This is a genomic window from Paenibacillus sp. J22P90 (genome assembly GCF_059692195.1).
In genome coordinates, this window is sequence record NZ_JCAUAY010000005.1 from 404,677 (window position 1) to 427,864 (window position 23,188).

At 44.2% G+C, this 23,188-nt stretch carries 21 protein-coding genes; all 21 read left to right on the forward strand.

The window, feature by feature from the left end:
- The first annotated feature begins 28 nt into the window (after positions 1-28).
- Entirely contained in the window at positions 29-343 is a 315-nt protein-coding gene (rnpM, locus tag AC58UX_RS19370; RefSeq protein WP_065853834.1) for an RNase P modulator RnpM, read from the forward strand.
- Positions 333-662, forward strand: coding sequence for a L7Ae/L30e/S12e/Gadd45 family ribosomal protein (locus AC58UX_RS19375; protein ID WP_497255627.1), 330 nt, complete (start codon positions 333-335; stop codon positions 660-662). Before rnpM ends, AC58UX_RS19375 begins: the two co-directional genes overlap by 11 nt.
- Complete coding sequence (infB, locus tag AC58UX_RS19380) at positions 652-3,567, forward strand: translation initiation factor IF-2 (protein ID WP_497255629.1); 2,916 nt, start codon at positions 652-654, stop codon at positions 3,565-3,567. The genes AC58UX_RS19375 and infB overlap by 11 nt, the downstream gene beginning before the upstream one ends.
- 6 nt (positions 3,568-3,573) lie before the next feature.
- Positions 3,574-3,933, forward strand: a complete 360-nt coding sequence (gene rbfA, locus AC58UX_RS19385; RefSeq protein ID WP_056625044.1) for a 30S ribosome-binding factor RbfA — start codon at positions 3,574-3,576, stop codon at positions 3,931-3,933.
- Entirely contained in the window at positions 3,930-4,931 is a 1,002-nt protein-coding gene (locus AC58UX_RS19390; RefSeq protein WP_497255631.1) for a DHH family phosphoesterase, read from the forward strand. The genes rbfA and AC58UX_RS19390 overlap by 4 nt, the downstream gene beginning before the upstream one ends.
- On the forward strand, positions 4,928-5,842 hold the full coding sequence (gene truB, locus AC58UX_RS19395) for a tRNA pseudouridine(55) synthase TruB (protein WP_497255633.1): 915 nt from the start codon (positions 4,928-4,930) through the stop codon (positions 5,840-5,842). Before AC58UX_RS19390 ends, truB begins: the two co-directional genes overlap by 4 nt.
- Positions 5,843-5,889: 47 nt before the next feature.
- Entirely contained in the window at positions 5,890-6,837 is a 948-nt protein-coding gene (locus tag AC58UX_RS19400; RefSeq protein ID WP_497255635.1) for a bifunctional riboflavin kinase/FAD synthetase, read from the forward strand.
- Positions 6,838-6,992: 155 nt separating this feature from the next.
- Complete coding sequence (rpsO, locus tag AC58UX_RS19405; protein WP_028558319.1) at positions 6,993-7,262, forward strand: 30S ribosomal protein S15; 270 nt, start codon at positions 6,993-6,995, stop codon at positions 7,260-7,262.
- Positions 7,263-7,524: 262 nt separating this feature from the next.
- Positions 7,525-9,627, forward strand: a complete 2,103-nt coding sequence (locus tag AC58UX_RS19410) for a polyribonucleotide nucleotidyltransferase (protein WP_497255637.1) — start codon at positions 7,525-7,527, stop codon at positions 9,625-9,627.
- A 202-nt stretch (positions 9,628-9,829) separates the two neighbouring features.
- Entirely contained in the window at positions 9,830-10,807 is a 978-nt protein-coding gene (locus tag AC58UX_RS19415; RefSeq protein ID WP_497255639.1) for a polysaccharide deacetylase family protein, read from the forward strand.
- Between the two features lie 108 nt (positions 10,808-10,915).
- Positions 10,916-12,172: a M16 family metallopeptidase gene (locus AC58UX_RS19420; protein WP_497255641.1), complete on the forward strand. Its 1,257-nt coding sequence runs from the start codon at positions 10,916-10,918 to the stop codon at positions 12,170-12,172.
- Between the two features lie 13 nt (positions 12,173-12,185).
- Positions 12,186-12,614 (forward strand): dUTP diphosphatase, encoded by a 429-nt coding sequence (dut, locus tag AC58UX_RS19425; RefSeq protein WP_497255954.1) that lies wholly within the window; start codon positions 12,186-12,188, stop codon positions 12,612-12,614.
- A gap of 153 nt (positions 12,615-12,767) precedes the next feature.
- Positions 12,768-13,667 (forward strand): dipicolinate synthase subunit DpsA, encoded by a 900-nt coding sequence (gene dpsA, locus AC58UX_RS19430; RefSeq protein WP_497255643.1) that lies wholly within the window; start codon positions 12,768-12,770, stop codon positions 13,665-13,667.
- Positions 13,664-14,257, forward strand: coding sequence for a dipicolinate synthase subunit B (locus tag AC58UX_RS19435; RefSeq protein ID WP_056625070.1), 594 nt, complete (start codon positions 13,664-13,666; stop codon positions 14,255-14,257). The genes dpsA and AC58UX_RS19435 overlap by 4 nt, the downstream gene beginning before the upstream one ends.
- 36 nt (positions 14,258-14,293) lie before the next feature.
- Positions 14,294-15,331: an aspartate-semialdehyde dehydrogenase gene (locus AC58UX_RS19440; RefSeq protein WP_497255645.1), complete on the forward strand. Its 1,038-nt coding sequence runs from the start codon at positions 14,294-14,296 to the stop codon at positions 15,329-15,331.
- A 43-nt stretch (positions 15,332-15,374) separates the two neighbouring features.
- Positions 15,375-16,589, forward strand: a complete 1,215-nt coding sequence (gene dapG, locus AC58UX_RS19445; RefSeq protein ID WP_497255647.1) for an aspartate kinase — start codon at positions 15,375-15,377, stop codon at positions 16,587-16,589.
- Positions 16,590-16,615: 26 nt separating this feature from the next.
- On the forward strand, positions 16,616-17,479 hold the full coding sequence (gene dapA, locus AC58UX_RS19450) for a 4-hydroxy-tetrahydrodipicolinate synthase (protein ID WP_497255649.1): 864 nt from the start codon (positions 16,616-16,618) through the stop codon (positions 17,477-17,479).
- A gap of 170 nt (positions 17,480-17,649) precedes the next feature.
- Positions 17,650-19,326, forward strand: a complete 1,677-nt coding sequence (locus tag AC58UX_RS19455) for a ribonuclease J (protein ID WP_497255651.1) — start codon at positions 17,650-17,652, stop codon at positions 19,324-19,326.
- A 173-nt stretch (positions 19,327-19,499) separates the two neighbouring features.
- Entirely contained in the window at positions 19,500-20,234 is a 735-nt protein-coding gene (locus tag AC58UX_RS19460; RefSeq protein ID WP_497255653.1) for a ClpP family protease, read from the forward strand.
- A complete protein-coding gene (locus tag AC58UX_RS19465; RefSeq protein ID WP_497255655.1) occupies positions 20,231-20,470 on the forward strand; it encodes a YlzJ-like family protein in 240 nt (79 codons plus the stop codon). Before AC58UX_RS19460 ends, AC58UX_RS19465 begins: the two co-directional genes overlap by 4 nt.
- Before the next feature lie 62 nt (positions 20,471-20,532).
- Positions 20,533-23,109, forward strand: a complete 2,577-nt coding sequence (locus tag AC58UX_RS19470) for a DNA translocase FtsK (protein ID WP_497255657.1) — start codon at positions 20,533-20,535, stop codon at positions 23,107-23,109.
- Positions 23,110-23,188: the final 79 nt, after the last annotated feature.

Below are 23,188 nucleotides of genomic sequence, written 5' to 3' on the forward strand. Positions count from 1 at the left end.
TTTGTTTTAGGAACAAGGGGTGATCGGAATGAAGCAGAGAAAAATCCCTCTGAGAAAATGCGTTGCCTGTCAGGAAATGATGCCGAAGAGGGACTTGATCCGCGTCGTCAAAACGCCTGAGGATGACATTCTCATTGATCTCAAGGGGAAGAAGTCTGGGCGCGGTGCCTACCTGTGCGGTAAAGTTTCTTGTTTTAAATTGGCAAAGAAAAGCAAAGCCCTGGATAGAGCTCTGAAGCATGCTGTAGGCGCAGATATTTATGACCAACTGGAACAAGATTTTATTCGTGTTGAAGATGAATTCCTTTCTTCGAAAGAGGAGGAGTCGGAAGATGAATCCTAAATTTTCTTCACAATTGGGATTGGCAATGAGAGCCGGAAAGCTCGTAACGGGTGATGAAGGTGTTTTCAAAGCAATTCGCGCGGGTGAAGCCAAGCTTGTGATCATGGCGGAGGACGCTTCAGCTAATACACGTAAGAAATTTCAAGATAAATGCCTATTTTATGGGGTTAAACTCATCGAGATCGGTACGAAGTATGAATTGGGCCGCAGCATTGGAAAAGAAATGCGTGTCACCATAGGTGTATTGGACGGAGGCTTCGCGCAGATGCTGCAGAAGAGTCAAGAAAATCCTGCGGAGGTGAAACATATTGACCAATAAACAAGATAATAAAGATAAGACTCGCGTGTACGAATACGCGAAGCAGCTCAATATGAGCAGTAAAGAAATTATTACAATTCTCAAACGATTAAATATACCTGTTAACAACCATATGAGTGTAATGGAGAATGACGCGGTTAGCAGTGTGGAAAAGTTTTTTAGAGATATTAAAGCAAATGCGGCTGCCAAACGAGCAGCTACGGACGGAGGAAATGTGAGTTCATCTACGACGAATCAGAATCCTGCATCGCAGGCTCCAGCACAAGAGAATAAAGGTGCAGTAACTCCTGCGGCTAAGCCGTCAGCAGTTACAGAACAAGCAAGTAGTCAACCAACGACTACTACGAGTACAGGGACTTCACAACAAGGTCAGTCTACTCAAAATGCAACAAGTCGCCCGCAACAGTCACGTCCAAGTGGACAAAGCAGCAATTACCAAGGCAATCGTTCTAATAGCCAAGGTGGACAACGTACAGGATATCAAGGTTCCAATCCGAATGGCGGACGTCCAAGCGGTCAAGGCGGAGGCCAAGGCGGCCAACGTACGGGTTACCAAGGTTCCAACCCAGGTGGACAACGTCCAGCAGGCCAAGGCGGAAGCCAAGGTGGGCAGCGTACGGGTTACCAAGGTTCCAATCCAGGTGGACAACGTCCAGCAGGTGGAAGCAGTGGCGGATACAACAGCAGCCGTCCAGCTAGCCAAGGCTATAGCCAAGGTCAAGGACAAGGTGGAGCGCCGCGTACGAACAGTAACTATGCAGGTTCACGTCCTAGCCAAGGTGCAGGCAACCCAGGAGCTAGCAGCGGTCAAAGTGCGAACAGCGGACGTCCTCAATCGAGCCCGAACCGCAGCGCTGGTCCTAATCGTCAGTCCAAGCCATTTGAGAACCGCAACAATAACCAAAGCGGAAGACCGGTTGTGCAAGAAGCGAAGCCGCAATTCCATGTAGGTGCAACAGCAGCTGAGTTGGATGATGCAGCAGCAAAAGCTGGCGTTATTACAACGAAGAAATCCAAGCCTACGCCTAAACGTTTTGATGATAACAGATCTGGCGGTAACCGTGGTCCTGGCGGCAACAATCGTGGCAACCAACGCGGCAACAACAGAGGTCGTTACCAACAAGATATGGTTAAAAAAGAAAAAGTGGATAACACACCTAAGAAAATCATTGTTCGTGGCAATATGACGGTTGGTGAAACCGCGAAATTGCTTCACAAAGATGCTTCTGAAGTGATTAAGAAGCTTTTGTTCCTTGGAACAATGGCAACAATCAACCAAGAGCTAGATCTGGAAACAATCCAATTGATTGCGACTGAATTTGGCGTTGAAGTTGAAATCAAAATCAAAGTCGAAGAAGACAACTTTGAAACCTTCGAAGAAATCGATGACGAGGCTGATTTGCTGGAGCGTCCACCGGTTGTTACGATCATGGGTCACGTCGATCATGGTAAAACAACATTGCTTGATGCTATCCGTAAAACGAGTGTAACCGAAGGCGAAGCCGGCGGAATCACACAGCACATCGGTGCTTATCAAGTTGAAGTTAACCAAAAGAAAATTACGTTCTTGGATACGCCTGGTCACGAAGCGTTTACAACGATGCGTGCCCGCGGTGCTCAAGTGACAGATATTACGATTATCGTAGTTGCAGCAGATGACGGTGTAATGCCACAAACTGTAGAGGCTATCAGCCATGCTAAAGCAGCTGGTGTACCGATCATTGTAGCTGTGAACAAGATTGATAAAGAAGGCGCTAATCCTGATCAAATCAAGCAAGCTCTTACGGCTTACGAGTTAGTTCCGGAAGAGTGGGGCGGCGATACGATTTTCTGCGAAATTTCCGCAAAACAACGTATTGGTCTAGAAAACCTGCTTGAAATGATTTTGCTAGTAGCTGAAGTACAAGAGTACAAAGCGAACCCTAACAAACGTGCTAGAGCGACTGTCATTGAAGCTGAGTTGGATAAAGGAAGAGGCCCAGTGGCTCGTATCCTCATTCAACATGGTACTTTGAAAGTGGGAGATAGCTTCGTTGCCGGTGTATGCTTCGGTCGTGTCCGTGCGATGGTGAATGATAAAGGTAAACGATTGAAAGAAGCAGGTCCTTCAACACCAGTTGAAATTACGGGTCTGACTGAAGTTCCACAAGCTGGGGATCCATTCTTGGCTTATGAAGATGAGCGTAAAGCAAGAGATATCGCGGATCGTCGTGCAATTGCACTTCGTCAATCCGAGATGACTGCGAACTCCCGCGTTACGTTGGATGACCTCTTTAAGCATATTAAAGATGGCGAAATCAAAGATTTGAATGTCATTATTAAAGGTGACGTTCAAGGTTCTGTTGAAGCACTGAAAAGCTCTCTTGAGAAGATCGAAGTCGAGGGTGTACGCGTTAAAATTCTACACAATGGCGTTGGGGCTGTTACAGAATCCGATATTATTTTGGCTTCTGCATCCAATGCGATTATTATCGGATTTAACGTTCGTCCTGAGCCTGCTGCGAAAGCAACAGCTGATCAAGAGAAAGTCGATATCCGTCTGCACAACATCATTTACAACGTAATTGAAGAAATCGAGCAAGCGATGAAAGGCATGCTGGATCCTATTTTCAAAGAAGTTGTCCTTGGTCAAGCAGAAGTGCGTAACGTATTCAAAATTACGGGCGCAGGAACAATTGCTGGTTGCTATGTAACTTCAGGTAAAATTGCGCGTAATGCACAAACTCGGTTGGTTCGCGGCGGTATCGTTGTTCATGAAGGCAAAATTGACTCCTTGAAACGATTTAAGGATGATCAAAAAGAAGTTGCACAAGGCTACGAATGTGGTATATCTCTTGAGCGTTATCATGATATTAAAGAGGGCGACATTATTGAAGCCTTTATCATGGAGTCCGTTGAGAGGTGATTATAAATGGCTAGAGTTCGCGTAGGTCGCGTTGGAGAGCAAATTAAGAAAGAGCTAAGTCAAATCATTCAAGCGGAACTGAAAGATCCTCGTATCGGTTTTATGACCGTAACAGGTGTTGAAGTGACGAATGATTTATCCCTTGCTCGAGTTTATCTAAGCGTAATGGGAACTGAAGAAGAGAAAGCGGCCACACTTAAGGCGCTTTCTGTGGCTTCAGGATATATTCGCTCTGAATTAGGCAAACGGATTCGTTTGCGTAAGATTCCAGAGCTTCAGTTTAAATTTGATGCTTCTATTGACTATGGTAGTCACATTGACCAATTGTTGTATAAGCTCAATCAGGAAGGAAATACAAACGTATGAATAACGGAATGAACCATGCCAACGAATACTGTCAGCAGCTGGCAGCAGCAGCTGCATTTATCGAGCAGCATGATGATTTCTTGGTTGTGTCTCACATCCAACCCGATGGAGATGCTGCCAGTTCAACGTATGCAACAGGTTGGATTCTACGTCAACTTGGGAAGTCTTTCACCATGATTAACGAGGGCGCTATGCCCTCTAAATTTTCATATTTAGATGGTAGCCAACACATCATTGATTATAGTGAAATGGCACCGAACCGACTTTTCCAAACCATCATAAGTGTAGATTGTGCTGATTTCTCCAGAATGGGTAGGATCAGCACTCTTTTTGATGAACAGGTACAATTACTCAATATTGACCATCATCCCACTAATGATCAGTTTGGTTCATGTCATCTCATTAAGCATGATGCCGCGGCAACCGTTCAAATATTGTACGATTTGGCAATACATATGAAGCTGCAGCCTGACATTACGTTTGGTGAATGTATCTATACAGGATTGTTGACGGATACAGGAGGCTTTCGATACTCGAACACCACATCTGAGGTCATGAAAATGGGAGCTTTGATGTTGGAACTAGGTGTCAAAGGTGCTGAAATTGCAGAGCATGTCCTTGAACGCATGACGTACGCGCAAATTGTGCTTCTCCAGAAGGCGTTATCAACACTTTCCTTTGCCTATGATCGAAAGCTTGCATGGCTTGCTGTCTCACTTGTTGACTTAGAGTTAACAGGGGCGTCGAGCGATGATTTGGACGGTTTGGTCAACTATCCGCGTAATGTTGAAGGTGTCGAAGTGGGTATGCTGATTAAGGAGAAGTCAGACGGGGTTATTAAAGTCAGCCTTCGCTCCTCCGGGCTAGTTGATGTTGCAGCTATTGCTCAATCGCTTGGCGGCGGGGGGCATGTTAGAGCGTCAGGTTGTACGATCTATGGTACACTAGACGAAGCTATAGCTAGAATGGTTCAGGAAGTAGGGGACAAGCTGAAATGACGCTAGAAGGCATATTGCCTGTCTGGAAACCAGCGGGCTTTACATCACATGATGTTGTCGCCAAAGTTAGAAGGATTTTGAGTATTAAAAGAATTGGGCACACGGGTACACTTGACCCGCAAGTGACAGGTGTTCTGCCACTTTGTATTGGTCGAGCTACACGGATGGTTGAATATATTCAAGAGCTTCCGAAGGAATACGAAGCCGTTTTACGGATTGGGGTATCTACGGACACTGAAGATATGACGGGAGCGGTGCTGGAAGAAGTGCCGCAAGTGTCACTCGAAGAAGGACAAGTACGTGAAGTTCTTGCTTCATTCGTCGGGGAGATCGAGCAGATTCCACCTATGTTCTCAGCTGTTAAAATAGATGGCAAGCGTCTCTACGAATTGGCACGAGAAGGTAAGGAAGTTGAGCGCAAATCACGGAAAGCCACGATTTTTGAACTCGAAGTTCTCGAGCTTAACTTGGATCAGAAGCATCCTGAAATTCGTTTCCGCGCCAAGTGCTCCAAAGGCACTTATATCCGAACACTTTGTGTAGATATTGGGAAAGCGCTTGGTTATCCTGCGGTCATGGTAAGCTTGATACGTACGTCGACGGGGAATATTCGCCAAGAGCAATGCTTAACATTTGAGCAAATTGTTCAGATGAAAGAAGCGGGTACGCTTGAACAACATATGATTCCTATGGATATAGTGATCTCGCATATTCCGGCTATATCGCTCACTGAGCAAGAAGCTGTTCATTCTTTACAAGGCAAAAAAATAGCTCTAGCTGCGAATCGGGTGGCTCATGCAGATGCTTCTCCAACCATATTTCGGGCCTATTCACCTGATGAACGATTTCTTGGTCTGTTTGAATGGAAAAGCACTAGCCACGTCTTGGTCCCGGCCAAAGTTTTCCTTTAATCATAACGTCTCGGGACGGGTTGAAATGGGTAGGTGAACGAACTTTTATGAAAATAATACCAATATCTTATCCGATGGATCTGGATCAGCTTGCCCACATAGTAGGGAAACAAGTCGTGGCCATTGGTGACTTTGACGGTGTACATTTAGGTCATCAAGAAGTAATCGGACGTGCCCTGAATACGGCGAAGTCGCTTGGGCTGAAGTCAGCCATAATGACGTTTTCTCCACATCCGCGAGCGGTAATGGGTCAAGACAAATATGTAGATTTACTGACGCCGATAAAAAGGAAAATGGAGATTTTCGAGAGCATGGGTGTGAATCAAACGTACATCGTAACGTTCGATGCATCCCTAATGCGATTATCTCCGGAGCAATTCGTGGATCAAGTCCTTGATCGACTTGGTGTTGACAGCGTTATTTGCGGCTTTGATTTTACTTTTGGTTTTCAAGGTAAAGGTACCCCTGATTCACTCTGTGAGTTGAGTCATGGGAAATTCTCTGTTGAAGTGGTGAGACCTTTTCATATGAATGGTGAAAAAGTAAGCAGTACACGTATACGTGAAGCATTGAACCTTGGAGAAGTTGAAACCGTAACTAGGTTGCTAGGTCGTCCCTACAGTGTGAGCGGCATTGTCGTTGATGGGGCGAAAAGAGGAAGAACACTTGGTTTTCCTACAGCTAATCTCCAACTGGATGAGTCTTATGTCACTCCAACGAACGGTGTTTATGCGATTAAAGCAACGGTCCGCGGAGAGGTTTATCAAGGCGTTATGAATATTGGTGTAAAACCAACGTTCGAGACTGGGGAATTGAAGCCATCTTTTGAAGCGCATTTATTTGAATTCTCCGAGCAAATCTATGGGGAGACCGTAAAGGTTGAGTTAATTTCATTTCTTCGACCAGAGCGTAAATTTTCCTCATTAGATGAATTAGTAGCTCAAATTAAGCGTGACTCCGAAGATGCTAAGCATAAATTGAGCTTAGAGTCGTAATCATACATTTACTTCTACTAGTCAAATGTGATATACTGAATAACGTTGTCAAATGGACGTGTTCCTTTGGCATGAACCTTGGCTTGGATTGACGTTTTCATCGGCGCTTTCTAGGCTAGCGGGGATACTATATAGAATTTAGGAGATGAACGATTATGGCAATTACGCAAGAGCGCAAAACACAACTGATTCAAACTCACAAGGTACACGATACCGACACAGGTTCACCAGAAGTACAAGTAGCAATTCTTACAGAAAACATTGTTAACCTTACAGACCACCTTCGTACGCACAAGAAAGATCACCACTCCCGTCGTGGTTTGCTTAAAATGGTTGGACAACGTCGTAAGTTGCTAGCATATGTTAAAAACAAAGATGTAAGCCGTTATAGTGCTTTGATTGCAAAGCTTGGTTTGCGTCGATAAAACCGACAATGAGAAGCAACCTGTTGCTCCTTTGCTGGGCTTGATAAAGCGCTGGCAGAGAGCGGCAAAAGGTTGCTTTTTCTTGTATTTTTAAAACGGCAAAAGAAGGAAATACTAGACATAACGCAGAAATAGAGGATAACTCCACAGCTAGCCCATCATACATACGGAGTAGATTCGGATTGGTCTCTGGATCTCATGATTTCTGTACAAGCTATTCAACACATATTTTGAAATTTAAACCATGCCTTAGGAGGATATTATGGAGACAAGGGTACAAATGGAACTTGGCGGTAAGCCGTTCATTCTTGAAACAGGCCGACTAGCCAAACAAGCCAATGCAGCAGTAACTGTTCGTTATGGCGACACGGTTGTGCTAAGCACAGTAACGGCTTCCAGCGGACCGAAAGATTTAGATTTCTTTCCGTTAACAGTGAACTATGAAGAAAGATTATATGCGGTTGGTAAAATCCCAGGTGGTTTTATTAAGCGTGAAGGACGTCCGAGTGAGAAAGCGATTCTTGCGAGCCGTCTAACGGATCGTCCGATTCGTCCTCTTTTCCCAGAAGGATTCCGCAATGATGTTCAAATTGTGTCCATCGTCATGAGCGTAGATCAAGAATGTCCGCCAGAAATGGCAGCGATGATTGGTACGTCCGCGGCACTTGCGATCTCAGATGTTCCTTTTAACGGTCCGGTTGGTGGCGTAATTGTTGGTCGTGTAGATGGTCAATTCGTCATTAATCCAACTGGTGAAGTAGCTGAGAAAAGTGATCTTCATCTGACTGTAGCTGGTACCAAAGATGCAATCATGATGGTTGAAGCAGGCGCGAAGGAAGTTTCTGAGGAAGTAGTTCTTGAAGCTATCATGTTTGGTCATGATGAAATTCGTAAAATCGTAGCGACGATTGAAGAATTGGTGGAGCAAGTTGGAAAGCCGAAAATGGAGGTAAAACTCCATGCAGTTGATGCTGAAGTAAATAGCGCGGTGCGTGAATTTGCTCAAGCTAGATTGGTTGATGCGATTAAAATTGCTGAAAAGCATGCAAGACAAGAAGCGATCGATGTTGTGAATGCAGATGCGGTAGCACACTTTACTGCTTTGTACCTAGAAACACCAGGTCTTCTTGGTGACGTAAAAGAAACACTTTATGATATCGTGAAAGAAGAAGTTCGTCGCTTAATCACGCATGATAAAGTAAGACCAGATGGACGTAAGCCTGAGGAAATTCGCCCGATTGATTGCGACGTCAACTTGCTGCCTCGTACACACGGTTCTGGCTTGTTCACACGTGGACAAACGCAAGCACTAAGTATCTGTACATTAGGTGCATTGGGTGATGTTCAAATCTTGGATGGTTTGGATCTAACTGAGACGAAACGTTTCATGCATCATTATAACTTCCCGCCGTTCAGCGTTGGGGAAGCAAGACCTTTGCGTCCTCCAGGCCGTCGTGAGATTGGTCACGGTGCGTTAGGTGAGCGAGCTATTGAGCCGATCATTCCGAATGAAGTAGAGTTCCCTTACACAATTCGTCTCGTATCTGAAGTGTTGGAATCGAATGGTTCAACTTCCCAAGCGAGTATTTGTGCTAGCGTACTTGCGCTTATGGATGCTGGTGTTCCGATTAAAGCTCCAGTTGCGGGTATCGCAATGGGTCTTATCAAAGACGGCGATCACTTCTCCATTTTGTCAGATATTCAAGGTATGGAAGATCACCTAGGCGATATGGATTTCAAAGTTGCTGGTACAGCTGAGGGAATCACTGCTCTACAAATGGATATCAAAATTGATGGTATCGACCGTGATATCTTGCAGCAATCTTTGCAACAAGCCAAAGAAGGCCGTTTGCACATTTTGGGCAAAATGGTTTCCCGCATTTCTACACCAAACAAAAATCTATCTCAATATGCGCCTAAAATTCTTACAATGAACATCAATCCGGACAAAATCCGTGATGTTATTGGTGCCGGTGGTAAAATCATCAATAAAATCATTGAGGAAACTGGCGTGAAGATCGACATCGAGCAAGACGGCCGCGTATTCATTGCATCGTCCAATCAAGAAATGAATGAGAAAGCTCGTTCCATTATTGAAGGCATTGTGCGTGAAGTTGTCGTTGGTGAAACTTACCTAGGCACTGTTAAGCGCGTTGAGAAATTTGGCGCATTTGTTGAAATTTTGCCTGGTAAAGAAGGCCTAGTTCATATTTCACAAATTTCTACAGAGCGTGTAGCTAAAGTAGAAGATGTTGTGAATGTCGGCGATCAAATTACAGTTAAAGTCACGGAAATAGATCAACAAGGAAGAGTTAATCTTTCACGCAAAGCAACGTTAACTTCACAAGTCCCTACTCAAAGCTAGAGATTCATCATAAGTGAAGTCGTTTCATTCATAGTTTTAAGGATAAAGAGTCAGATCTATCTGTCTCTTTTTTGCTTTTCACACATGTATGGACATGCACAGGTTCTACTCTTGTCCCAATTCTCATACAATCAGGAGATGACAGAAAGGGGACCTGTGTATGCGCCATAAAAAGTGGATTCTGCTTGGGAGTTTCTTTGCTATGGTTCTACTAACAGTGAACTCAATTTCAAGTGTAGAATCCTATGTACAGAGCGTGAAAAACGACCAACCGACATTTGCAGAAGCGAATAATGGGATGAGGGAAGAAGCACGTCCCGTGAATGCTGCGATAAGCAAATCATCATTACTGGATACAATTACACAAGAAGCAGAGAAAAGAAAAGTCTCGCCGATTAATGCCAAAGTAGATCCTGTATGGAAAGCGATCCCCGGCTATAATGGTCTAGAAGTAGACATTGAAGAGACATTGAAGCTAGCCGAACATCAATTAACACCTACAAAAATTAATTACGTGATGAAAGAAATAGCACCGCGTATTCAATTAGATGATTTAGGTCCTACACCTGTTTACAAAGGAAATCCGAAGAAGCCAATGGTTTCATTTATGATTAATGTCGCTTGGGGCAATGAATTTTTGCCTAGTATGTTAGAAACGCTTCGCAAAGAAAACGTGCATGCAACATTCTTCTTCGATGGTTCATGGTTAAAGAAGAATACTGAAATGGCCAAACGCATTCTGAGTGAAGGTCACGAAGTATCGAACCACGCGTATTCACATAAAGACATGCGAACTATTTCGCGGAGCAAAGCGGTTGAGGAAATTTCGAAAACCGAAGATTTGCTAAAGCAGCTCGGTGTCAAAAATACATTGTTCGCGCCGCCTTCAGGTTACTTTAATCAAGAAACGGTTCAGGTTGCTTCGGAATTTAAGCTGCAAACCGTGCTATGGACGTTTGATACGATTGATTGGAAAAATCCAGGCGCAAGTCGCATTGTTGAACGGTTTTCCAATAATGTTGAACCAGGAACACTCGTTCTGATGCATCCAACGGTTTCATCGCGTGATGCTCTGCCAGGTATGATTAATGTGGTAAAGAAAAAAGGGTTAGTTCTAGGGACCGTTTCCGAGCTGCTTTCCTCAAAAAGAGTCATTGGACAAGGTGAAATTACGAATTAGTAGTGATTTTTTGGCGCTAATTTGAGTCCTTGGCACATTTTTGTTAGACTGAGGAAGTATAATAGGAGAATTGGACTTTTAGGTGTACCATTTCGAGGAGGAACCTTGGTGATCAAATATCGCTTACATAATGGCTTAAGAGTCGTCATGGAACAAATCCCTACATTTCGTTCGGTAACATTCGGGATTTGGGTAAAAACAGGCTCGCGTAACGAGTCTCAAACGAGTAATGGTATTTCACATTTCATTGAGCATATGTTGTTCAAAGGCACAGAGCGTCATTCAGCGAAAGATATTGCAGAAATTTTTGATGGTATTGGCGGCAATGTGAATGCCTTCACATCCAAAGAGTACACGTGCTATTATGCCAAAGTGCTGGATGAACATTTACCTTTAGCGATGGATGTACTTTCGGATATGTTTTTCAATTCAACCTTCGATGAAGGCGAGTTAGAAAAAGAGAAGAACGTTATTTATGAAGAAATTTCGATGTATGAGGATACGCCGGACGATCTTGTTCACGACTTGTTAGCAAAAGCGTCTTACGGCAAGCATGCATTAGGTTACACGATTCTTGGCACGCAAGAAAACTTGTCCGCCATGAAGTCGGATGATCTGCGGTCTTACATGAAACAAAATTATAATACTGAGAATACCGTTCTTAGTATTGCGGGGAATATCGATGATAGTGTGAAAGCATTGATTGAAAAGCATTTTGGTGAGTTTTCACAATCAGGTGTTGAAACGAGTTATGACGCGCCAGATTTCCTTAGCGAGTTGATTTTCCATGCCAAGAAAACAGAACAGAATCATATTTGTTTGTCGCTGCCTGGCTTGTCGCTTCAAGAAGAGAATCTGTATCCGATGGTGTTGTTAAATAATGCGATTGGCGGCGGCATGAGTTCAAGACTGTTCCAAGAGATTCGTGAGAAACGCGGATTAGCTTATTCTGTTTACTCGTACCATTCATCACATATCGATAGTGGGATGTTTACCATCTATACAGGAACGGCGCCTAAACAAACGGAAGAAGTATTGAAAGTAACGATGGAGCTTCTTCATGATATTGCAGTGAATGGCATGACAGATAATGAGCTTAAAAAGGGGAAAGAGCAGCTGAAAGGCAGCCTGATTCTTAGCTTAGAAAGCACGAGCAGCCGGATGAATCGTTATGGTAAAAACGAATTGATGACCGGCAAGCATTATAGCTTGGATGAAATGATCGAACGTATTGAAAGTGTTAATATGGACCATATTCGTCGTTTGACGAAATCGTTGTTCTCCACTCCTTTTGCATTGTCTATGGTTGGAAACGCGGATGATGTGATTAGCGGCTTCAGGAGGGATCAGCTTGTCTCGCTTTGATTTTGAAGTTCAAATGAAACGAATGCCGGGTCAGGAAGACATCCTTTTACCGCAGAAAATGTCCGAAGCAGCTAGCGGGTATGATTTGCATGCTGCAGTAAGTGAACCTATTGTGCTTGCTCCTGGTGAGCGTCAATTGATTCCAACTGGCTTTGCGCTCAGCATGCCACCAGAACTGGAAGCACAGATTCGCCCGAGAAGCGGGCTGGCCTATAAACATGGCATCACAACACTCAATTCACCAGGGACCATCGATGCAGATTACCGCGGTGAAGTTAAAGTTTTGTTGATTAATCATGGTCAGGAGCCATTTACTATTCAGCGAAATGAACGTATCGCGCAGATGGTATTCCAGCAAGTTCCCTCCATCCAATTGAACGTCGTAACTGAGTTGTCAGAAACGGTGCGCGGATCTGGTGGTTTCGGCCATACAGGGCGCTAAGACTGGCAGTTACTTAATAGGAACAAGAAAGAACCTCTTCTTCGGAAGGGGTTCTTTCTTGTTTACAAGGATGCAAAGTCGGAAGTCACCCATCCTTAGGCGAACGCATACTATAACGTATTGAAACGGACCGAGGAAGGGGTGTAAGCAAGAATGCTTACTGGGATTTCGGTTGCTATTATGGGGGGAGACGCCCGGCAACTTGAAGTAATTCAGAAATTTACTGAGCTAGACGCTACCGTTATTTTACTCGGATTTGACAATCTCGGGAGGCAACTTCATGGTGTTACGAATGTGAAGCTAGATCCGGAATTGTTTCAGCATGTGGATGCACTTATTTTGCCAGTTGTAGGTACGGATGAGACAGGACATGTGGAATCTATTTTCTCAAGCGAAGAAATGATTCTTACGGATGAGCACATTTCGGCCCTGCCGAAGCATGCCAAGGTGTATACAGGCATGGCGAAGAGCTATTTGAAGAAGCTCGTTGCGGCACATGGGATTGAGCTTGTAGAGCTGCTAGATCGTGATGATATTGCCATTTATAATTCGATTCCAACTGCAGAGGGTGCGCTCATGATGGCCATCCAGAACACCGATATTACGATTCATGGATCCGTGTGTATGGTTTTGGGGTTTGGTCGAACAGGGTTTACAATGGCCAAAACTTTGCAAGGATTAGGGGCAACCGTCAAGGTTGGCGTCAGGAAACCGGAGCATTATGCAAGGGCGTGGGAGATGGGTTTTCAGCCTTTTTATACGAAGGATCTGTACCCGGAAGTGGGCAATATTGACTTGCTTTTTAACACAATTCCGACTATGATAGTCACAGCGCAAGTTATTACCAATATCCCACATCGCGCGCTTATTATCGATTTAGCTTCCAAACCCGGCGGAACGGACTTTCGATTTGCCGAGAAGAGAGGCATTAAAGCGATGCTAGCGCCCGGTTTACCTGGAATCGTCGCCCCTAAAACAGCTGGCCGAATTATGGCTAACACACTAAGTCAGCTGATCGAGGAAGACTTCAAAGACAGGAGCGATGTGGAATGAATTGGCAAGGGAAAACAGTCGGTTATGCGTTAACCGGTTCTCACTGTACACTTGAAGAGGTTATGCCTCAAATTAAGAGATTTGTAGATGCGGGTGCTCGGGTTATTCCGATTGTATCGAATACGATTATGACGACCGACACACGTTTTGGTAAGTCCGCTGATTGGCAGCAAATGCTCAAGGATATTACCGGCAACGAAATTATTTCTACAATTGTTGATGCTGAACCGCTAGGTCCATCCAAATTATTGGATGTCATGGTGATTGCTCCTTGTACGGGGAACACGACTAGTAAACTAGCAAATGCAATGACTGAAAGTCCAGTTCTTATGGCAGCAAAAGCACAAATGAGAAACTTGAGACCGCTTGTATTAGCGATTTCAACGAATGACGGTTTGGGTTTAAATGCAATGAATATTGCGAAGCTGCTCATTACGAAAAATATTTATTTTGTTCCTTACGGTCAAGATGCGCCTGGTGCAAAACCAAATTCGTTGGTGGCACGGATGGACTTGATTATGGAAGCTTGTGAGGCTGCGCTTGAAGGAAAACAATTGCAGCCTATGATTATTGAGAGATTTCAATACTAACTTATAGATACTAACTTGAGGGGGAGAGACCAGCATATGTCCAACCAGAAGCTATTTAACATTGCAGTTGTAGGTGCTACTGGCGCCGTTGGCGAACAAATCATTCGACTACTAGAAGAGCGGAATTTCCCCATCAAGGAATTGAAATTACTTTCTTCCGCTCGCTCAGCTGGCGTTAAGCTGTCATTTAAAGGTCAAGAAGTTGTCGTGCAAGAAGCGACTCCTGAAAGCTTTGAAGGCGTGGACATTGCTCTCTTTAGTGCTGGTGGCGATGTTACGAAAGCCCTGGCTCCGCATGCGGTTAAAGCTGGTGCGATTTGTATTGATAATACAAGTGCGTATCGGATGGATCCAGAAACCCCGCTCGTTGTTCCAGAAGTGAATGTTGAGAAAATCAATGAACATCAAGGGATCATTGCAAACCCGAACTGTTCCACGATTCAAATGGTTGCAACACTTAAGCCACTGTATGACCGCTATGGTATTTCCCGTATTATCGTTTCAACGTATCAGGCCGTTTCCGGTGCTGGCGCTAAAGCGATAAATGAAATGCTTAGACAGTCCAAAGAAGTACTAGCTGGTAATGTGGCGAAGCCGGATATTTTGCCAGTCGGTTCCTTGCCAGTGAAGCATCAAATCGCTTTCAATGCAATTCCGCAAATCGATAAATTTCTAGACAATGGATTTACGAATGAAGAAATGAAAATGATTCTTGAAACGAAGAAAATTTTGGGCGATGAGTCCATTGAAGTTACCGCTACTTGTGTACGTATTCCTGTTGTTTATGGACACTCGGAATCCGTCTATGTAGAATTGAAAGAAGATTTTGATATTGAAGAAGTGAAAAATCTACTTGCGAATGCACCCGGTATTGTCCTTGTTGACAATCCATCAGAGCAACTGTATCCACTCGCTACAGATGCTGCGGGTAAACTCGAAACGTTCGTCGGACGTGTTCGCCGCGATTTGAGCAACCCTAAAGCGCTTAACCTGTGGATTGTGTCAGATAATTTGTTAAAGGGTGCTGCTTGGAATGCAGTGCAAATTGCTGAATATATTGCTATAGAGCAATAATCAGCAAACTGCTTACTTGTAGCAGTGAAAATGGGGGATACTCATGCGAATTCTTGTTCAAAAATTCGGAGGTACTTCGCTTTCCACCGCACAAGCTAGAGAACACGTTATTGGACACATTCAAGATGCACTAATCCAACATTATAAATTAGTTGTTGTCGTATCTGCGATGGGAAGAAAAGGGGAACCCTATGCGACTGACACGCTCCTAGATCTCGTTCGAAAGAATGGAGAGGGGCTGCCCGCTCGGGAACTCGATATGTTGATGGGCTGCGGAGAATTAATATCTGCAGTGCTTTTGTGCAGTTTATTACACAAGACAGGTATTCGTGCTACGGTTTTGACGGGTGGGCAAGCAGGTCTGATCACGAATGAGAATCATGGCAATGCTCAGATTATTGCCATGAAGCCTAATCGGATCCTTGAACTGCTAGAACAAGACCAAGTTGTTATTGTGACTGGGTTTCAAGGCAAAACGAGCAGCGACGAGTTGACTACGTTGGGCCGCGGCGGCAGTGACACATCCGCAACTGCCTTGGGTGCTGCAGTCAAAGCAGAAATCGTGGACATCTTCACGGATGTGAATGGTATTTTGACAGCGGATCCAAGAATCGTTGAGGACGCCAAACCATTGCAGCGTGTGAGCTTTAGTGAGATCTGCAATATGGCCCATAACGGAGCCAAAGTTATACATCCGCGAGCTGTTGAAGTGGCTATGCAAGCGAATATTCCGATTCGGGTGAGGTCAACCTTCACCAAAGAAGAAGGAACGCTAGTAACAGCGTCTGATACGCTTTCAGAAGTTAACCATGTTAAAGATCGCTTCGTTACAGGGATTGCTCATTTTACGAATATTACACAGATCCAGGTCGCTGCCGTTGATGGGGAATTCGATCTTCAGCTGCGTGTATTTAAGACGATGGCTCAGCATCAGATTAGTGTTGATTTTATTAACGTGAACCCATCAGGCGTTATCTACACCGTATTCGATCATGAAGCTGAACGTGCAGTTCAATTGCTTAAGGCGCAAGGTTACGAGCCCAAGTTTACAAGCGGCTGTGCGAAGGTATCTGTGATCGGCGGCGGAATGAATGGCGTTCCTGGCATTATGGCACACATTGTTGAAGCGTTAACCGTGGAAGATATACGAATTCTGCAATCTGCGGATTCGAACACAACCATTTGGGTGCTTGTACAAGGTGTGGATATGATTAAGTCCGTTCGAGCACTTCATCGAAAATTCAATTTATATAAATAACTTTGCATATATCAGGAGGCGTACCAGTGAGTTTTGGAAGAGTAGTCACAGCAATGGTTACACCGTTTGACGAGCAGTTACAAATCAATTGGGATCAAGTTGAACCCCTCATTAATTATTTAATTGAAGAACAACATTCGGATGGTCTCGTCATTTGCGGGACTACAGGGGAGTCACCAACCTTATCAGACGATGAAAAGCTGAAATTAATCGAGCTTTCCATTCGTGTTGCTGCGGGTCGCTGCAAGATTATTGCAGGTACTGGCAGTAATGATACTGCTCATACGATCTCTTTTTCTCGTAAAGTAGAACAACTTGGCGTAGATGCTTTACTTCTCGTTACGCCATATTACAACCGTCCGTCACAGGAAGGGTTGTACCAGCATTTTAAAGCTGTTGCTGAAGCGGTTAGTGCTCCGATCATGGTCTACAATGTACCTGGTCGCGCAGGCGTTAATTTGGATGCGGACACAACGATTCGTCTGTCCCAAATTCCGAATATCGTAGCTACGAAGGATTGTTCCAATACGGATCAATTGACACGTATTCTTACACATGCTGCTCCTAATTTCCTCGTTTATAGCGGAGATGATAGTAACACATTGCCAGCTTTAGCTGTTGGCTGTGAAGGAATTATCAGTGTTGCGAGCCATGTGATTGGAAAAGAAATGCAAACTATGATAAAGTATTACTTAGAAGGCAACGTTGGGCAAGCTGCTGAGCTTAATCGTAAGCTCCATCCTGTATTCACTGGCATTTTCTGTGCGCCGAGCCCTGCGCCAATTAAGCATGCGCTAGCGCTCAAAGGCATTGAAACAGGCGGCGTTCGACTTCCACTAGTACGTGTATCCGAGCAAGAAGGACAATTCATTCAATCACTTTTTGTATGATCAGGCCTAATGAATCGGTGCTTCCGGCATCGGTTTTCTTTTTTTGGGAAGTCTAAATGTATTCAGATTAACTTGTATTTGCTGTTTTTTTTCATGTATAATGGTTGCAAGTGACTAGTTCGGTTTTTTCATTTAAAATTCGTCGTCCAATCTATGAAGGAGGTATATTCTTGTCCAAAAAAAATATTGATAAACTTTTGATCTTCGCTCTTGGCGGCGTGGGCGAAATCGGAAAAAATATGTATTGCGTTCAGTATGCGAACGATATTGTCGTCGTTGACAGTGGTTTGAAATTTCCAGAGGAGGACATGCTCGGAATTGACATTGTCATCCCTGACATCGGGTACTTAACGGAGAATCGGGATAAAGTACGCGGAATCATCATTACGCACGGCCATGAAGATCATATTGGTGGCTTACCTTACGTGCTTAAGCACCTAAATGTTCCCCTCTACGCAACGAAGCTAACGATGGGACTTATCGAAGCTAAGCTGAAGGAAGCTAACTTGCTCGGAACGACGAACCGAATTCTTATTAATTCGGAGTCTGTTCTTCCTCTTGGCGTACTTACGGCAACATTCTTTAAAACCAATCATAGTATTCCGGATTCTGTGGGTGTCGCTTTGGATACGCCAGAAGGTGTTGTTGTTCATACAGGTGACTTTAAGTTTGATCAAACCCCAGTTAATGAACAATACGCAGATTTGCATCGTATGGCTGAGATTGGAAAGAAAGGTGTACTTGCCTTGCTTTCAGACAGTACGAATGCAGAACGCCCTGGTTACACAGGGTCTGAGCGCGGTGTAGGTATTGAGATTGAAGAAGTGTTCCGTAAAGCGAAGCAAAGAGTTGTCATTGCGACTTTTGCATCGAATATTCACCGTGTTCAACAGGTGTTTGATGCAGCACAAGCAACGAATCGCAAAGTAACAGTTATTGGACGCAGTATGGTGAACGTGGTTTCGATTGCTAGCGAATTAGGCTACTTGCATATTCCAGATGGCATGTTGATTGAGCCAGAGGAAGTTAACAAGCTTGCAGCTGATCGTGTCGTTATCTTATCCACGGGAAGTCAAGGCGAGCCGATGTCTGCTCTTACAAGAATGGCGCGTTCAACCCATCGTAAAATTGATATTTTACCAGGGGATACGGTCATTATTGCGGCAACTCCGATTCCAGGAAATGAGCGTTACGTAGGGAGAACGGTCGATGAGCTTATGCGCATCGGTGCCCACGTGATCTACGGTCCGGGATCCGTAACGGGTGTTCACGTTTCAGGTCACGGAAGTCAGGAAGAATTGAAGCTGATGCTGAACCTGATGAAGCCTAAATACTTTATTCCAATTCATGGCGAATACCGTATGCTGCGTCAACATGCCATTCTTGCCGAGACTGTCGGTATTCCTAAAGAAGATATTTTTATTTGCGATATTGGGGATACGGTTGAAATTCAAAATGGTGCTGCTCGCAAAGGATCGAAAGTTCAAAGCGGCAACATCCTAATTGATGGACTAGGAGTAGGGGATGTAGGCAATATCGTATTGCGTGACCGTAAATTGCTGTCGCAAGATGGAATTCTAGTTGTCGTGGTTACGTTAAGTAAACAAGATGGCAAAATTTTGTCAGGCCCAGATATTATTTCACGCGGATTTGTTTATGTTCGTGAGTCCGAAGGACTTCTTGAAGAAGCCAATCGTATTGTAACAAATACGCTAACTAAACTTATGAATGAAAATGTAAATGAATGGGCATCTTTAAAAACAAATGTTAAAGATGTTCTCGGACGCTTTTTATATGAACAAACCAGAAGAAGACCAATGATCCTTCCAATCATTATGGAAGTTTAGGTACTCGAACAAGTCACTTGAGCCTATGCAAATAGTAAAGCTCTCTCCAATCGGAGGGAGCTTTTTCTTGTTACTGCAATGTGAAGTATGCATGAAACACTTCAAGTTTATTCATACTATGGGAGATATTGAAGAACTTGTCTTTGTAGCATAATTCGAAAGGGGATTTTGGAGTGGCATCAGCACCAGACGCGAAGGAACAAGATCAGGGAACAGAAGAAACCAAGAAAAATGTCGTCCTCGAAAATATTCAACAACTAGGTCAAACGAACACTGTTTCTGGCGAATCGAATATTTTTTGTCTTACGATAATTGGTCAGGTAGAGGGTCATATCGTACTACCTCCTCAGAATAAAACAACCAAATATGAACACTTAATTCCCCAGCTTGTAGCCGCTGAGCAGAATCCCAAGATCGAAGGGGTTATGATCATTTTAAACACCGTTGGCGGTGATGTGGAGGCTGGACTGGCCATTGCTGAAATGATCTCGACATTGTCGAAGCCTACCATTGCTTTAGTACTCGGAGGGGGACATAGTATTGGTGTGCCAATTGCAGTCTCGGCTGATTATTCAATTATCGCGGAAACAGCAACAATGACGATTCATCCGATCCGCCTAAATGGGTTGGTCATTGGGGTACCGCAAACCTTTGAATATTTAGACAAAATGCAAGAACGCGTCGTACGCTTTGTAACGAAACATTCTAATGTAACGGAAGAGAAGTTCAAGGAGCTGATGTTCAAAACAGGTGAGCTTACGAGGGATATCGGTACAACAGTAATCGGGATTGACGCGGTTAAATATGGATTAATCAATCAAGTTGGTGGTATTGGTGATGCCATTAAGGAGTTGAATAAACGAATAGATGCGAAGAAAGCGTCGAATGCAGGGGGACTTGTGCAATGATTCATTACTCAGTGATTCCGATGGAAGTCATCTTTGAAGGCTACGATTCCTTTGCACCCCAATTCTTAGATATCGAGCAGGATGGCGTTATGATGCAAATTGAGCCGCTATCTGGCTATCAGGCACGTATAGTAAGGCTGTACAGCTGCAATCCTCAGGATTATTTGAATGAACAATATGCTCCTGGAAACATCATTTCCTACCGTCCTCAGCTGGAGACGATTTCATCTAGGTAAGTCGTGTTCGCTATCATCCCTCAAGTCAATTATGGTATAATGTGGACTTGGGGGTGACAATCTTGGCGAAACGCAGGAAAAAGACGAAGGCTGTAAAAACCAGCTTATTATTCGAATTGTATGGAATCCTCATCTTGATTTTCTCTGTCATTGCCCTTGCCCACCAAGGACATGTAGGGAATTCATTAGTTTACTTGTTTCGTTTTTTTGTGGGAACATGGTATTCACTCATACCTCTGATATTCATTTATGTGGCGTTGTATGCGATGATCAAACGCGCATGGCCACCAATGATAACTCCCAAGAAAGCGGGCATTTTGTTATTCATTCTTGGATTACTAATCAAGAATCATATCGATTTATTTGCTCAGCTTTATCCAAGCAACGATTTTACGTCAGGTAAAGTGATTTCATCGACCTGGTCAGCCATGTTAGAAGGGCTGCATCCTACGGAAGAGGGCAGAGCTTCGTTAGAAAACGGTATTGGTGGAGGAATGATAGGGGCATTTTTATACAGCATCCTGTATTTCCTATTCGATTATCTCGGTGCAAGACTAATCCAATATATGCTTTTTGTCATGGGATTCATTTTAGCAACAGGTGTTTCCTATGTAGATTTAGGCAATATCTTGAAGGGGCGCTTCAGCAATGTAGGGCAAAATTTCAAAGACAGAATGAAGGAATGGCTGCAGGACCGTGAAGGTCGGCAACCACAGGCCGCTTCAGCTTCAAGTTCAGCTGGAAATGCACCAACAAAAGTGAAAAAGGCAGCTTATGTGCCAGTCGATGATGAATTTGATGAAGAGGTTTTCCAACCGGTCAAGAGGGCTAAGAGATCTCCGTTATTTATGGAACTCCTTCGCCCGATCAAGGAGGGCCGCAAGAAGTCTACTTCTAGAGATCGAGAAGACGATATCGAGGATAACTTATCAGCTCCACAAGATAATGAAATCCATGAGGAAGTCGTTTACTCGAATCCTGTACAACAGCTAGCGGATGAACTAATACATACTACAGGTGAACAGCCTGGCGCGCCAATTATTCGTGATTTTCAAGAACAGGTTATTCAGGAAGCACAGCAAGTCGTTAGGCCGTCAGCAGTACCTTCACCTACGCCTATAGCAACAAATGTACCGACTACGGCTCCCGTTGCTAACGACGATGAGAATGAGCCCGTCACGCTTGAATTTCAAGAAACACCAGTTATTGTGACACGTCCGTACGAAATACCGTCGCTTGATTTATTAGCAAGACCTGCTCTAGGTAAGGGAAGCGAAATGGCGGACTATAAGGCGAATGCAAGGAAGCTAGAAGCCACATTAGAAAGCTTTGGTGTTCGGGCAAAGGTCTTGGAGGTCGTTAGAGGTCCTGCCGTTACACGATATGAAATTCAACCTGACGTTGGTGTAAAGGTCAGTAGAATCGTATCGTTAACCGACGATATCGCACTTGCATTAGCCGCGAAGGATATCCGGATGGAAGCTCCGATCCCTGGTAAATCTGCCATTGGTATCGAAGTGCCAAATTTGGAAGTATCTATTGTTACGATGCGTGAGGTCATGGAAACGTCTGCTTTTCAGGAGTCTAGTTCACGCTTATCCGTTGTGCTAGGACGAGATATTTCCGGTCAACCAATCGTTGGCAATTTGGCAAGAATGCCGCATTTACTCGTTGCCGGTGCTACTGGATCAGGTAAATCTGTTTGTATTAACGGGATTATCACCAGTATTTTGTATAAAGCGAAACCTAATGAAGTGAAATTTTTAATGATCGATCCCAAAATGGTTGAGTTGAATGTTTATAATGGGATTCCACATCTATTAGCGCCAGTCGTAACAGATCCACGGCGAGCATCCTTAGCGCTCAAGAAAATCGTTGTCGAAATGGAGAAACGCTATGAGTTATTCTCCAAGAGCGGAACGCGGAATATTGAAGGCTATAATGCGATGTTGACGGAAAGTGGCACGGCAGCGCCGCTGCCATATTATGTAGTCATCGTAGATGAGTTAGCGGATCTTATGATGGTTGCGGCCAATGATGTCGAGGATTCCATCTGCCGACTTGCTCAGATGGCGCGAGCAGCTGGCATTCACTTAATCATTGCCACACAACGACCATCTGTTGACGTCATAACAGGGGTTATCAAGGCTAATATTCCTTCGCGTATTGCGTTCGGTGTTTCGTCGCAAGTGGATTCACGGACGATTTTGGATATGGTAGGAGCTGAGAAGCTGTTAGGACGCGGAGACATGCTTTACTTGCCTGTTGGCGCATCCAAGCCAGTTCGTATTCAAGGAGCATTCCTCTCCGACGGAGAGGTTGAACAGGTTGTCGGTTTCGTGCGTACGCAAGAACAAGCGAACTATCGCGAGGAATTAGTCCCACAAGTAGAGGAAATGCCAGAGCAGCAGAATGAGTTTGAGGACGAGCTGTACGATCAAGCGGTACAAATCGTTTTGGAAGCTAAACAAGCCTCCGTATCACTGCTTCAACGTCGAATGAGAGTAGGGTACACCCGTGCAGCAAGATTGGTTGATGCCATGGAGGCCAAAGGAGTCGTTGGCCCCTATGAAGGCAGTAAGCCGCGCGAAGTGCTTATCTCACTCGAACAATACCAACATAATCGGATTAGCTCCTAATCCGATTCAGACGAACACTCTCCGTTGGAGAGTGTTTTTATGTGCATAATCATTGACTCGCTTTCTCATAATAAGCAAG

Bases quoted from the DNA above. Each gene is read 5' to 3' on its own strand.
- rnpM (WP_065853834.1), top strand. From the start codon at position 29: ATGAAGCAGAGAAAAATCCCTCTGAGAAAATGCGTTGCCTGTCAGGAA.
- AC58UX_RS19375 (WP_497255627.1), top strand. From the start codon at position 333: ATGAATCCTAAATTTTCTTCACAATTGGGATTGGCAATGAGAGCCGGA.
- rbfA (WP_056625044.1), top strand. From the start codon at position 3,574: ATGGCTAGAGTTCGCGTAGGTCGCGTTGGAGAGCAAATTAAGAAAGAG.
- AC58UX_RS19390 (WP_497255631.1), top strand. From the start codon at position 3,930: ATGAATAACGGAATGAACCATGCCAACGAATACTGTCAGCAGCTGGCA.
- truB (WP_497255633.1), top strand. From the start codon at position 4,928: ATGACGCTAGAAGGCATATTGCCTGTCTGGAAACCAGCGGGCTTTACA.
- AC58UX_RS19400 (WP_497255635.1), top strand. From the start codon at position 5,890: ATGAAAATAATACCAATATCTTATCCGATGGATCTGGATCAGCTTGCC.
- rpsO (WP_028558319.1), top strand. From the start codon at position 6,993: ATGGCAATTACGCAAGAGCGCAAAACACAACTGATTCAAACTCACAAG.
- AC58UX_RS19410 (WP_497255637.1), top strand. From the start codon at position 7,525: ATGGAGACAAGGGTACAAATGGAACTTGGCGGTAAGCCGTTCATTCTT.
- AC58UX_RS19415 (WP_497255639.1), top strand. From the start codon at position 9,830: ATGGTTCTACTAACAGTGAACTCAATTTCAAGTGTAGAATCCTATGTA.
- dut (WP_497255954.1), top strand. From the start codon at position 12,186: ATGAAACGAATGCCGGGTCAGGAAGACATCCTTTTACCGCAGAAAATG.
- dpsA (WP_497255643.1), top strand. From the start codon at position 12,768: ATGCTTACTGGGATTTCGGTTGCTATTATGGGGGGAGACGCCCGGCAA.
- AC58UX_RS19435 (WP_056625070.1), top strand. From the start codon at position 13,664: ATGAATTGGCAAGGGAAAACAGTCGGTTATGCGTTAACCGGTTCTCAC.
- AC58UX_RS19440 (WP_497255645.1), top strand. From the start codon at position 14,294: ATGTCCAACCAGAAGCTATTTAACATTGCAGTTGTAGGTGCTACTGGC.
- dapG (WP_497255647.1), top strand. From the start codon at position 15,375: ATGCGAATTCTTGTTCAAAAATTCGGAGGTACTTCGCTTTCCACCGCA.
- AC58UX_RS19465 (WP_497255655.1), top strand. From the start codon at position 20,231: ATGATTCATTACTCAGTGATTCCGATGGAAGTCATCTTTGAAGGCTAC.